Origin of the sequence: Pseudomonas sp. RL_105y_Pfl2_101, from assembly GCF_963970585.1 — a bacterium.
In the GTDB taxonomy this organism is placed as follows: domain Bacteria; phylum Pseudomonadota; class Gammaproteobacteria; order Pseudomonadales; family Pseudomonadaceae; genus Aquipseudomonas.
The window spans coordinates 184514-196714 of the sequence record NZ_CAXAPG010000002.1 but is presented as its reverse complement, the minus strand read 5'-3'; the positions used below and the strand labels follow the sequence as shown (position 1 = coordinate 196714).

Here is a 12201-nt window from a genome sequence, read left to right as displayed (position 1 = left end):
GAGACCGGATGGGCGCAGCGCATTATTTGCCGCTGTACAGATTCAGATCGCCAAAGTGTTTTTTCTGGATCTCGGCGTACTTGCCGTCGTCGTGTAACGCTTTGATACCTTTATCCAAAAGTGCCTTCAGGTCTTTGTTACCTTTCTTGATACCGATAGCGGTCTTGGAGGGCAGCAGTTCGCTGTCCACCGGTTTGCTGACTTCGTAGCCTTCACCTTTTGGCGACTTCAGGAAGCCCAGCTCAGCCTGGAGCATGTCCTGGATCGCAGCGTCGAGGCGGCCCGAGGTCAGGTCTGCGTAGACCTGGTCCTGGTTCTGATAGGCCTGGGTCTTGACGCCAGCCTTGTCCAACACGGCCTTGGCGTAGGCTTCCTGGATGGTGCCTTGCTCGTAGCCGACGGTCTTGCCTTTGAGCGAGGCAACGTCTTCGCTCAGGCCCGAGCCCTTCTTGAATACATAGGACGTTGGGCCGGAGAACAGCTCGCTGGAGAAGTCGATGGCTTTTTCGCGGGCTGGGGTAACGGTCATGGAAGAAATCACGCCGTCGAATTTGTTGGCCTTGAGGCCCGGGATCATGCCGTCGAAATCGCTTTCGACCCATTTGCATTTGACCTTCAGCTCTGCGCAGATTGCATTGCCCAGGTCGATGTCGAAACCGACCAGGCTGCCGTCGGCGGCCTTGGACTCAAACGGGGCGTAGGAAGGGTCGACACCAAAACGCAGTTCCTTGTATTCCTTGGCCGTGGCGACGCCAGCAGCCATGCACAACGCCAGTGCAGAAAGGGTCAGCAGTGCTTTTTTCATTATTCAATCCCTAAAACCAATATGAGCGCTTGTGGCGCGTAAGTATTGTTACCGGTGAAGGCGAGAACGGTATGACGGCTTAAAGGTAGCAATTTCCGAACCAGAGTGCCGAACAAGTGTTTTAAAAAGCTTAGGCGCCAGGCAACGGAATGTGATGGTGCGCGGGGATGAGCGTACATCAAAAGATGCACCAGGATAGAGCGAGCTGCTCCTGTGGCGAGGGCGGCCGGGCCCGTGTAGGAGCTGTCGAGTGCAACGAGGCTGCGATCTTTCCCCAGACAATTAAATCGAGAACGAAAGATCAAGATCAAAAGATCGCAGCCTTCGGCAGCTACAGGGTGCAGTCCAGGGGGCGGTGCGAAGTTTCACTAAAGCCCCGTGTCACAGCAGAGAGTCTATTTGCCCGGTACCAGCGTCAGCCGCGTCCTGCCATAGGCACGATCAAAGTTCTGCGATTGCAACGGTAGGCTCTGGTACTGCCCCTTGATCCACGGATCGATGCCGTTGGCATAGTGCGGGCTGGCCGGGTTGCCGGACTGTCCGGCGCCATCCTGGATCATCAACGGTTCGGGCTGGCCGAAGTCAACGATAAGGCGCATGGTCGGTGCCGGGGAGGCAGTGAAATCCTGCCCCCAGGCGAACGCTGCGGTGTTGAGTGTGCTGGCGTCGCCTCCGGCCGGCAGCGGGCCGCGTACGATTTGGCCGTTGCTGTTCTTCCACGCGTAGCGATGCAACTGACCCCACTGCCAAGCCTTGTGGTCACCGCCCAACCGGCTGTCGCCGGCACTGATAGCCGCTGCCAGGCTGCGCGCGAGGATGACGGCCTTGTCTTCTTTCTGGGGTGTGCGCACATCGTCCCAGAATGGGCTGTCTTCGCGCCCCAGCAGATGATCGGCCTGGGCCGAGTAGGACAATTGGCCGTTGGCGACCAGCGCCTTCCACGCCGGGCTGTTGTCCGGGCCCAGTTCGTCGAGGAAAATCTGCTTCATGCTTTCCTGCAGGAACAGCTCATAGAATGCTGCATCGGCGGAGGTCGGGCTGAGCCGGCCATCGAATGCCATCAAGCGGGTATAGGCCTCGCGAGCCTTGGCCCGGTCTGCCACCGGCAGGGTTTCGATCACCTGTTTGAGTGGCTGGGCCATGCCCGGTGCTTCAAAGACGCTCTTGAGCTTGGCCGCGAACGTCGTGCCCTGGTCATATTGCATGGCGCTCAGGCTGCGGGTGTCGTGCTTGCCCGCGCCGGCCAGTTCGGCCATGCGTTCGCCACGCTCCGGTGCGGCCCACGAGTTGGACAGCTGCATGCCATAGCCGTGGGGAATGACCCGTTGATTGGCCGTGCCAAGCCAGCCCTGGGCCGGGTCCTGATCGTAGGGGTGCAGCATGGGGTCGGCGTAACCGTCCCAATCGTAGCGACCATCCCAACCTGGCGACGGTAACAGGCCCTCTCCTTCACGGCGATTCGGATAGCGCCCGGTGACTTGCCAGCCGATGTGGCTGGCGTCGGCAAATATCAGGTTTACCGCCATGGCGCGGATTTCCCGGCTGGCGTCGGAGGCTTTCTCGACGTTCTGCGCCCGGGACAGGTCGAAGAAGGCATCCAGGGTCTTGTCGTCGCTCAAGCTCGGCGCCTGCAAGGCCAGGCCAAAGCCGTTGGCCATGGCCGTGCCCTGGGCGCTGTTGAGCAGCGGGCCGTGACGGGTCTCGAACACCGCTTCACGAATCGGCCGCTGGCCTTTGATGAAATAGGTTTCGTTGCGCACGATTGCTGGCTGCCATTTGCCGTTGACCTCATAGGACAGGCTGTTGCCCTGGCGTCGGATCTTTTCCAGGAACAGGTCCTGGTTGTCCCCCAGTACGCTGCTCATGCTCCAGGCCACTTTGCCGTTGAACCCCGCGAGGATCATCGGGATACCTGCCACGGAAACCCCGGCCGCCTGGTACTTGGGTGCCCGGATCTGTACGGGGATCCACAGCCCCGGCATGCCCAGCGGCCCATGGCTGTCGCTGGCCAACAGGCTCTTGCCGCTACGGCTGCGTTGCGGCGCGATAGCCCAGTGACTCGAAGACGTAGCGCTCAAAAGGTTCAGCTCGACCAACTGGCCGGTGGCCTTGCTGATCTCGTTCAGGCCTGGAACCTGGCCGTTGAGCCGCAAGCCCTGGAGTTTGTCGGCCTCAGCCACGGGCAGTGGTTCGTCCGGATAGGACGGGCTCAGCCAGGCGAGCTTGTCGTGGGTGACGGTCTGGGCCAGTACCAGGCTGGCGATTTCTTCCGGCAGGTTGGCTGACTGGCTGAAATTCAGCAGGCAGAACATCAGCGCCGAGTCTTGCGGCTTCCAGTATTCGGGTTTGTAACCTGTGGCGGCCAGGTCCGACGGCAACTTGTCGCGGTAGCGGAACAGGTAGGCGTTGACCCCGCGGGCATAGACTTCAAAGAAGCGCTTGAGTCGTGGCGAGGACGCCTTGTACAGCTCGTCGGCGTTTTTCCTCAGGTTGACGGCGCGCATGTAGCGGTCGATGTCCAGCTGTTCGGCGCCGGACATCTCTGCCAGGCGCCCCTGGGCCAGCAGGCGCAGGGTGACCATCTGGGTGATGCGATCGCTGGCGTGGACGTAGCCGAGGGTGAACAGGGCGTCATGGAAGCTGTTGCTTTCGATCAGCGGCATGCCCGTGGCGTTGCGCCGGACCGAGACGTTCTGCGCCAGCCCCTTGAGCGGTTGCACGCCGGAAGTCGGTGGGACAGTGTTCTGGGCATTCCAGGTCTGGCATCCGCTCAAACCGAGCACACTGGCCACTGCGGCGGCAACGCCGAGCCGGGGGATAAGGGAAATAGAGGCTGGCGAGGCCATGGCAAAGCTCCTGCGGGAGGGGGGGCACCAATAAAGGCGCTACGTTAGTGAGCAGGAGGGGGCCGCGCAAGCGGGGGCGAGGGTTATTTGTTGGTTTGGCGATGAAAGCCCGGGGCCGAGTCATCGCTTTTACTCGAAGGCTTGCCTGTAGGAAGAGGTGATGATCAAGTGTGAAAGATTCAATGACTGAGAAGAGAAAATCGGCATGGAGCTACAACACAGTGCGGCGCTGATCCTCATCGATCAACAAAAAGGCATCCTTCACCCCAGGCTCGGTCCTCGCAACAACCCCGAGGCAGAGCTGCGCATGCTGGAACTACTGGCTTTATGGCGACACACGGCGCGGCCGGTGATTCACGTCCACCACTTGTCCCGCTCGCCGGACTCGGTGTTCTGGCCGGGGCAGTCGGGCGTGGAGGTCCAGCCACGGTTCGCGCCGCAGGCGGGGGAATGGCTGGTTCAAAAACGGGTGCCAGATGCGTTCAGTGCCACGCGCCTGGAGGAAGATCTACGCAGGGCGGGCATCGGGCAACTGGTGATCGTCGGCGTGTCGACGAACAACTCGGTGGAGTCCACGGCGCGTACGGCCGGTAACCTGGGATTCGACACGTGGGTGGTTGAGGATGCCTGCTTTACCTTCGACAAGAGCGATTACTTCGGTAACGCCCGTTCGGCTGCCGACGTGCATGCCATGTCCCTGGGCAACTTGCAGGGTGAGTATGCGACGGTGGTCGCGGTGAAGCAGATTTTGGAGGCGGGCTGATACATAAGCAGTGAATGTGCTGGCCTCATCGCGAGCAGGCTCGCGCCCACATTGATTCGGCGATCATTGGTATCGCCTCACCGCAAATCCCCTGTGGGAGCGGGCTTGCTCGCGATGATGGTCTAACAGGCGAAAAAGTTTTTCGCCCGGACCCTCAAGCTCCGTGGCACTTCTTGAATTTCTTGCCATTGCCGCACGGGCAAGGGTCGTTGCGGCCGACATCTTTCAGGGCGTTGCGCACCGGTTCCTGGTGGGCGTGGCCGCAGTTCGGACCGTGGACATGGTCGTGGTCATGATCGTGATGATGGTCGTGATCGTGGTTGCAATCAGGGCCATGGACGTGGGGTTGTTGGGTCATCGGGGTTACTCCGCAATAAAATCGGCGGCGATTATCACGCCATTGCGTTCCAGGTGCACGTAGTGAGCGATGAATAATCCGGTTTCCAGCGCACCTTCCAGACGATAGGGGATCTGTTTTCGGGGTTTCTCCAGCAACTTCACCACGTCCCGCACCTGCGGCCACAGGTTGGTACGGATCGGCACCTTGAAGTAGGCGCTGAGCCGGGGGCTCACGGTGAACCAATGTTCATGCTCACCTTCGGTCAGCAACAGATCACCCAGGTGGAGGCGGTACGTCAGGCCGCGAACGGTCAGGTCGCTGTCGCCGGGGTTATCGACGCGAAAATGCAGCATGAACTTCTGTTCCAGCAGTCGGGCCCGCACCACTTCGACCTTGACCAGATGCACTTGTGGTTCAGGGGCTTCTTCACCTTGCCAGGACGCGCAACTGCCGAGCCCGACGAACAGCAGCAGGCAGGTGATGCGCAGCAAGAGTGATGTGGGGGTCATGTCCGAGCCTCTGGTCTACCCCCAGTCTAGCCCTATGGGCCGATGGACGGGTGTCGGACATTTGCGAAATCAACGATTGAAGTAGCCGGCGCAGCACTTTTTGAATTTATGCCCACTGCCGCACGGACAGCCGTCGTTGCGGCCCGCCTTGACTGGCACGGTCGGGTCGATGAAGTACCAGCGCCCGGTGTTCTGCACGAACGAAGACTGTTCACGGTGGCTGTGCTCACCCTGGCCGTCATGCCAGCGTGCCGTGAACGTGACAAAGGCGTGTTCCGGTTGACCGCCGAGCACTTCGCTGCTTTCCACTTCCAGCCCCAGCCAGGTGCTGGTGGCGCTCCACTCGCTGATCGACTGGCGATCGAGACCAGGCTGCTGGGCGGGCAGGGTGGTGGCGACCAGATAATCCACCAGGCCCAGCACATAGGCGCTGTAGCGCGAGCGCATCAAGGCTTCGGCGCAGGGCGCCGGGTGACCGTTGTGGTAGTGGCCGCAGCAGGCGTCCAGTGAATTGCCACTGCCGCAGGGGCAAATGGGTGTGTGCAGGCTTGTGTTCACGGTTACCACCAATATTTTCCAAAATTTTCCGGGTTGGCCCAAAAGCGCGAGTTGAGCCAGTCGGGGACTTGTTTGTATTCAAGCAGATCGTAGGTAAACAGTGTCAGTACCTGATCTTCGCGCTGGAATCGTTCGCTGGCTTGCAGGGCCAGGGAAAAAAAGTCCGTCTCTTGCCAGCCGCAGGCGTTGAGGTCTGTCAGTACGGCGATGCGGCTGGCATTGAGATTGCGGATGCCACCCAACAGGTTCAGACCCTCGCGCTTGGGCAAATGCTCCAGGCAATCGAGCGCCAGAGCCAGGTCAAAACGCCGCGCCGCGACGTCCGCCGGCAGCGCGCCGGGGCCGACGTGGACCACTTCGGTGTCGGGATGGGCCTGCTGGAATGCTTCGAGCGCGGGAAAGCCGCTGGCACCGATCAATAGCAGTTTTTGCGGGGCATAACGGTCAAGCACGGCCGCCAGGGCTTGCTGGGGCGTACGCGCAGAAATGGCAACGGTCATCGAAGTTCCTCTGTCAGAACCACCACGATAGCCTGCCCGGACATCGTGGCCTAGAGCGGTTTGTCCCCTGAACGTGCGGAATCTTCGCAAACACGGGGCGAAAACCCGCGATTGCTCAGGCTGGCGCAGATTCGAAGACGGGTCTTTACTCCCCTGAATCGGCGACAAGCCGATCCCTCAAGGAGAAAACCCGATGAGCATAGTTCGGACAGCGTTACCCCTGGTTCTGCTAACCAGTGTGTTGACTGGTTGCGCAGGTTTGCAGAAAACCGACTGGCCGACCTGTGCCGCCGTCGGCGGTGTGATCGGCGCAGGCTTGGGCGCCACCGAAAGTACTTCCTGGGCCGGCGGCGGCGCGTTGTTCGTCGGTGGCATGGCGGCGGCTTATTGCTGGGTGCACGGCGATGGCGATGAAGACGGCGATGGCGTGCCGGACAGCCGCGACAAGTGCCCGGGCACACCGAAGGGCGTGCAGGTCGATGCCGACGGTTGCCCACCACCGGCACCACCGCCGATGGCTGAAGAGCCTCCAATGGTCAAGGAAGAAACCATCGTGATCCGCGACGTGCACTTTGAGTTCAACAAAGCCACGCTGACCCCAGTCGACAAGGATGTGCTGAGCACGGTTGCCACCCGGCTGAAACAGGAAACGTCCACCGCGCAATTGCGGGTCTCCGGTCATACCGACAGTGTCGGCAGCGATGCCTATAACCAACGGTTGTCGGAGAAACGGGCCAACTCGGTGGTGCAATACCTGGTTGAAAATGGCGTACCGCGTGCCAGTTTCGTCTCGGTGTCCGGCGCCGGAGAAAGCCAGCCGGTGGCCGATAACAACACCGCCGACGGCCGCGCGATGAACCGTCGCACGGAAATCAAGATAAACCGCTGAACCCCTCGCCATCCGAGGCTTGTGGAGTTGCGGATGCGGGTCTTTACTCCTGTGTGACCGGTATGGGCCGGTGACACAGGAGCCTTCACTATGAACGTTCTAATCAGGGCCGCCTTACCGGTACTGCTGGCGAGCAGTCTGTTGTCCGGTTGCGCCACTCACAGCGACGGTAGTGCACCTCTCAATCAACGCACCTGGCCAATCTGTAGCCTGATCGGCGGCTTGGTCGGCGGTGGGTTGGGGGCCATTGAAAGCAGCGGCTGGGCTGCCGGCGGCGCCGCGCTGGGGCTACTGGGCGGTGGTTTGATCTGCTACGCCCAGGATGGCGATGAAGACGACGACGGGGTGTTCGACCGCCGCGACCGTTGTCCCGATACGCCGGCCAATACCCCGGTCGAGCACCACGGTTGCCCGGTGCCGCAATACCCGGCCAGCGCCCCACCCGTGGAGCCTGAAGCACCGGCTAGCGAGGTCATCACCCTCAACGATGCCGGCAAGGTACTCTTCGATTTCGACAAATCCGACCTCACCGCAGAAGCTCGAAGCGAGCTCGATGGGCTGATGGGTAAGCTCAGCCATGTCAATGTCGCCAGTATCCGGGTGGTGGGTCACACCGACAGTGTCGGCACTGATGCCTATAACCAGGGGCTGTCTGAGCGTCGGGCCAGCAGTGTCGTGGAGTATTTGCTGAGCCAGGGGCTGCCCCCCGACAAACTCACCAGCGAAGGCAAAGGCGAAAGCGAGCCGGTGGCCGACAATGAGACCGACGAAGGGCGGGCGCAAAACCGTCGGGTTGAACTGCATATCCAGCGTTGAGGCTCAGGCCAGGGCTGCCGGTTCGTCGGGGAGGCGATCCGGGGGCCGGGGCTTGGGTTAGATTAAATTTGCCTGGCCCTCTGGCTTATCCTGCGTGCAAGCCGTTACTGTGCGCGCAAAGAATAATTCCCGATCAGGGGGGCGTATGAAGGTGTTTTGGGGGCTGGGGCGCTTGCTGACCTTGCTGTTCTGGCTGGTGCTGCTGGTCAATCTGGTCGTGCCGTTCGTCCATCCGCTGCATTTGTTGGTCAACGTCGCCGGCGCTTTTTTGCTGGCGCTCCATCTGCTGGAACTGCTGTTGTTCAGGGCCAGTTTCCGTGGCCGCCTCGCGCCTGGTAGTGATCGCCTCAGAGTGCTGCTGTTCGGTATCTTTCACTTGCAAACCCTCCCGACTGCGCCAGAGGCTTCCCATGCGTAAATTGTGTCTGCTCGCCGCACTCGTATGCCCATGGGCTTCGGCCCAGGTGGTCCAGGTCGAAAGCCATTCGTTGATGCGCCTGCCCAACACCACCAGCACCCTGGCCCTTGAACGATTGGATGTGGCTGACTACGGCACGCTGCTGGTGCCTTCCAATGTCACCGAACTGACCATCGACCAATTGCACCTGGGGCGTGAAGCACGGATCGCCATCGTGCCGGCTCAGCAGGTATTGCAAATGAAAGTGGCCCAGGCCGAGCTGGCCGAGGGCAGCCAGATCACTTCACGCGGCGCACGGGGTACTTACACCAAGGCCGCGCGGCCGGGGCGCGATCTCAATCTGCAGTTCAAGGTGTTGAATGCGCCGTTGTTGTCGGTGGACGCCCGTGGCGGCACTGGTGCGCCGGGTTACGTCGGCCTTGACGGTGCCAATGGCCAGGCGCCGGGTTGCACCTGGGGCTCGGCCGGTCGCGGGGCCGACGGCAGCAATGGCAGCGATGGCCAGCCGGGTGCGGCCGGTGCGCTGGTACGCCTAGCGCTGCCCCGCGCCTACCCTGCCGAACAGGTCAAGGTGACGGTGGACGGCGGTGCCGGCGGCGCGGCGGGGCCTGGCGGTAAACCTGGGGCGGGGGGCAAGGCCAAGGGCTGCCTGGTCTATACCGCTGACGGCGGCAAAAGCGGCCGTCCTGGTGCTGACGGTCAGCCTGGGCCCGCCGGAGCGGCGGGGACGGTGACGGTGCAGCGGTTCTGAACGTATGGCGAACATAATGTGTGCGGGCTTGCTCGCGAAGAGGGCGTGTCAGGTTAATCAGCATTGACTGACCCACTGCCTTGGCGAGCAAGCCCGCTCCCACAAGTTCTGTGTGATGCCGACGTTTTTCAGAACATCGGTCGCGCCGCGCCAATCGCCACCACCAGCAACCCGATCAACAGGTTGATCCCTACCAGCCTGCGAATCTTCCCCAGCACCGCCGCACCCACCGGCCAGTCCTGCGCCGTCACGGCATTACGCAATGCCGGCAGTTGCAGGCCCTGGATGCGGATAAACAGCGCTGTCATCACTACATACAACCCCATCATCACTTGCACATAACGCGGCGCGGTTTCGAAACCGGCGAAGCGCAGATGGATCAGGCCTATGCCGCTGATCGGCAAAAGCACCACCGCCACCCAGACCCAGACGAAAAAACGCTGAAACACTTCTACCCACAACTTGAGCCGGGCAGGGCCCTCAAGCGCCGTCATTGCGGCGGGGCGCAGGATCATCCAGGCGAAGAACATACCGCCGACCCAGATCAGGGCCGCCAGTAGATGCAGGGTGTAGATGAGGGCAAAGGGTGTCATTGGGTTACTCCGTTCTGCGCAGGATTCATTAGCGGGGTATGATAGCCGCCGATCCGAACCACTGAAAATTTATCCAGCGTTTTTAGCGCCCGACCATTCATGATCAGCACCGAACTCAAAACCACTATCCAGGGCGCCTATTCGCGTTTTCTCGAAGCCAAGAGCCTCAAGCCGCGATATGGCCAGCGCCTGATGATTGCCGAAGTGGCAAAAGTCCTGGGTGACATCGACACCGACGACGAAGGCCGACGCAGTGGCGAGCCCGCCGTCGTGGCAGTGGAGGCCGGTACGGGTACCGGCAAGACCGTGGCCTACAGTCTGGCGGCGATTCCCACCGCCAAGGCCGCCGGCAAACGCCTGGTGATCGCCACGGCCACCGTCGCCCTGCAGGAGCAGATCGTCTACAAGGACCTGCCCGACCTGATGCGCAACAGCGGGCTGAACTTCACATTCGCGCTGGCCAAGGGCCGTGGGCGCTACATGTGCCTGTCCAAGCTCGATATGTTGCTCCAGGAAGGCCACGCGCAGACCGCCACGGCCCAGTTGTTCGAAGAAGAAGGCTTCAAGATCGAAGTCGATGAGGCCAGCCAGAAGCTGTTCACCAGCATGATCGAGAAGCTGGCCGGCAATAAATGGGACGGCGACCGCGACAGCTGGTCCACGGCCCTGGAAGACGCCGACTGGTCCCGCCTGACGACCGACCATAGCCAGTGCACCAACCGGCATTGCCCGAACTTCGGCCAGTGTGCCTTCTACAAGGCCCGCGAAGGCATGGGCAAGGTCGATGTCATCGTCACCAACCACGACATGGTGCTGGCCGACCTGGCCCTGGGCGGTGGTGCGGTGCTGCCGGATCCGCGCGACACGATCTACGTGTTCGACGAAGGCCATCACCTGCCGGACAAGGCCATCGGCCATTTCGCCCATTACACCCGGCTGCGCTCCACCGCCGACTGGCTGGAAACCACCGCCAAGAACCTCACCAAACTGTTGGCCCAGCATCCATTGCCGGGTGACCTGGGCAAGTTCATCGAGCAAGTGCCGGAGCTGGCGCGGGAAATCAAGACGAACCAGCAGTTCATGTTCACCGCTTGCGAGCAAGTGGCCGACTTCAAGCCCGGCGAAGACGTCGAGGGCCGCGAGCGGCCACGCCACCGGTTTGTCGGCGGGGTGATTCCCGAGCACATGCGCGAAATGGGCATCGAACTCAAGAAAGGTTTCGCACGCCTGACCGACTTGTTCACGCGCCTGACCGAGCTGCTCAAGGAAGGCATGGATGGCGAGGTCAACATCGGAATCGCCAGCAACCAGGCCGAGGAGTGGTACCCGCTGTTTGGCAGCCTGTTGTCCCGCTCACAAGGCAACTGGGAACTGTGGACGGCCTTCACCGCCGAAGACCCGGAAGACAACCCGCCAATGGCGCGGTGGTTGACCCTGGCCGAAAGCGGTTCGCTGTTCGATATCGAGGTCAATGCCAGCCCGATCCTGGCGGCGGAAATGCTGCGTCGCAACCTGTGGAACGTGGCCTACGGCGCGCTGGTAACCTCCGCCACGTTGACCGCGCTGGGCACGTTCGACCGTTTTCGCATGCGCGCTGGCCTGCCGAAGAAAGCGGTGACCGCTGTGGTCCCGAGCCCCTTCCACCACGCTGACGCCGGCGTGCTGCGGGTGCCGGATCTCAAGGCCGACCCACGAGATGCCGCCGGCCATACTGCGGCGATCATCCGTGACCTGCCGGAACTGGTGGAGGGCTCACGGGGCACCCTGGTGCTGTTTTCCTCGCGCAAACAGATGCAGGACGTGTTCGACGGCCTTGACCGTGACTGGCGCAAGCAGGTGTTCATCCAGGGCAATCTGTCGAAGCAGGAGACCCTGAACAAGCACAAGGCGCGGGTCGACGGCGGTGATTCCAGCGTGCTGTTCGGCCTGGCGAGTTTTGCCGAAGGCGTGGACTTGCCGGGTGCCTATTGCGAGCACGTGGTGATCGCCAAGATTCCGTTCTCGGTCCCTGATGACCCGGTGGAGGCCGCGCTGGCTGAGTGGATCGAAGCCCGCGGTGGCAACCCGTTCATGGAAATCTCCGTACCGGACGCTTCGCTGAAGCTGGTCCAGGCGTGTGGCCGCTTGCTGCGCACCGAAGAAGACCGCGGCACCATCACCTTGCTCGACCGCAGGCTGGTAACCCAGCGCTACGGCAAGGCGATCCTCAACGCGCTGCCGCCGTTTCGGCGGGAGATTTCCTGATACGTGCAATGACTTGCCGTGGCGAGGGAGCTTGCTCCCGCTGGAGGCTGTAGGAGCTGGCGAAGCCTGCGATCTTTTGATTTTGATCTTTCGCTTGAGATTCAAGTGTCTGGGGAAAGATCGCAGCCTCGTTGCACTCGACAGCTCCTACGACGCAGTCCAGCGGGAG

13 protein-coding genes are annotated in these 12201 nt (G+C 61.6%); 6 read left to right on the top strand and 7 right to left on the bottom strand.

The window, feature by feature from the left end; translation table 11 throughout:
- Positions 1 to 22: 22 nt before the first annotated feature.
- Together AACY31_RS03580 and AACY31_RS03575 are read right to left on the bottom strand one after the other, a co-directional pair.
- Entirely contained in the window at positions 23 to 805 is a 783-nt protein-coding gene (locus AACY31_RS03580; RefSeq protein WP_339476100.1) for a transporter substrate-binding domain-containing protein, read from the bottom strand.
- Between the two features lie 395 nt (positions 806 to 1200).
- On the bottom strand, positions 1201 to 3651 hold the full coding sequence (locus AACY31_RS03575; protein WP_339476097.1) for a penicillin acylase family protein: 2451 nt from the start codon (positions 3649 to 3651) through the stop codon (positions 1201 to 1203).
- Positions 3652 to 3856: 205 nt separating this feature from the next.
- On the opposite strand from AACY31_RS03575, the gene AACY31_RS03570 reads away from it, so the two are divergent.
- Positions 3857 to 4414 (top strand): cysteine hydrolase family protein, encoded by a 558-nt coding sequence (locus AACY31_RS03570; protein WP_339476095.1) that lies wholly within the window; start codon positions 3857 to 3859, stop codon positions 4412 to 4414.
- A 154-nt stretch (positions 4415 to 4568) separates the two neighbouring features.
- Here the strand turns inward: AACY31_RS03570 and AACY31_RS03565 are convergent, their stop codons facing one another.
- The 4 genes from AACY31_RS03565 to AACY31_RS03550 all read right to left on the bottom strand — a co-directional run bounded on the left by AACY31_RS03565 (position 4569) and on the right by AACY31_RS03550 (position 6321).
- On the bottom strand, positions 4569 to 4772 hold the full coding sequence (locus tag AACY31_RS03565; protein ID WP_339476092.1) for an SEC-C metal-binding domain-containing protein: 204 nt from the start codon (positions 4770 to 4772) through the stop codon (positions 4569 to 4571).
- 5 nt (positions 4773 to 4777) lie between these two features.
- Complete coding sequence (locus tag AACY31_RS03560; RefSeq protein WP_339503854.1) at positions 4778 to 5263, bottom strand: LEA type 2 family protein; 486 nt, start codon at positions 5261 to 5263, stop codon at positions 4778 to 4780.
- Between the two features lie 69 nt (positions 5264 to 5332).
- On the bottom strand, positions 5333 to 5809 hold the full coding sequence (locus AACY31_RS03555) for a YchJ family protein (protein ID WP_339476468.1): 477 nt from the start codon (positions 5807 to 5809) through the stop codon (positions 5333 to 5335).
- Between the two features lie 14 nt (positions 5810 to 5823).
- A complete protein-coding gene (locus tag AACY31_RS03550) occupies positions 5824 to 6321 on the bottom strand; it encodes a DUF6231 family protein (RefSeq protein WP_339476087.1) in 498 nt (165 codons plus the stop codon).
- A gap of 193 nt (positions 6322 to 6514) precedes the next feature.
- On the opposite strand from AACY31_RS03550, the gene AACY31_RS03545 reads away from it, so the two are divergent.
- The 4 genes from AACY31_RS03545 (at position 6515) to AACY31_RS03530 (ending at position 9195) form a co-directional block, all read left to right on the top strand.
- On the top strand, positions 6515 to 7210 hold the full coding sequence (locus tag AACY31_RS03545) for an OmpA family protein (RefSeq protein WP_339476084.1): 696 nt from the start codon (positions 6515 to 6517) through the stop codon (positions 7208 to 7210).
- 90 nt (positions 7211 to 7300) lie between these two features.
- Positions 7301 to 8026 (top strand): OmpA family protein, encoded by a 726-nt coding sequence (locus AACY31_RS03540; RefSeq protein ID WP_339476081.1) that lies wholly within the window; start codon positions 7301 to 7303, stop codon positions 8024 to 8026.
- Between the two features lie 145 nt (positions 8027 to 8171).
- The gene (locus tag AACY31_RS03535) at positions 8172 to 8444 is read left to right on the top strand and encodes a DUF1145 domain-containing protein (protein ID WP_339476078.1); all 273 of its coding nucleotides are present in this window, start codon (positions 8172 to 8174) and stop codon (positions 8442 to 8444) included.
- Entirely contained in the window at positions 8437 to 9195 is a 759-nt protein-coding gene (locus AACY31_RS03530) for a collagen-like protein (RefSeq protein WP_339476075.1), read from the top strand. The genes AACY31_RS03535 and AACY31_RS03530 overlap by 8 nt, the downstream gene beginning before the upstream one ends.
- A 128-nt stretch (positions 9196 to 9323) precedes the next feature.
- On the opposite strand, the gene AACY31_RS03525 is transcribed toward AACY31_RS03530, so the two are convergent.
- The gene (locus AACY31_RS03525) at positions 9324 to 9788 is read right to left on the bottom strand and encodes a CopD family protein (RefSeq protein WP_339476072.1); all 465 of its coding nucleotides are present in this window, start codon (positions 9786 to 9788) and stop codon (positions 9324 to 9326) included.
- Between the two features lie 99 nt (positions 9789 to 9887).
- Here AACY31_RS03525 and dinG point away from each other — a divergent pair, with 99 nt between their 5' ends.
- Entirely contained in the window at positions 9888 to 12032 is a 2145-nt protein-coding gene (gene dinG, locus AACY31_RS03520) for an ATP-dependent DNA helicase DinG (protein ID WP_339476069.1), read from the top strand.
- Positions 12033 to 12201: the final 169 nt, after the last annotated feature.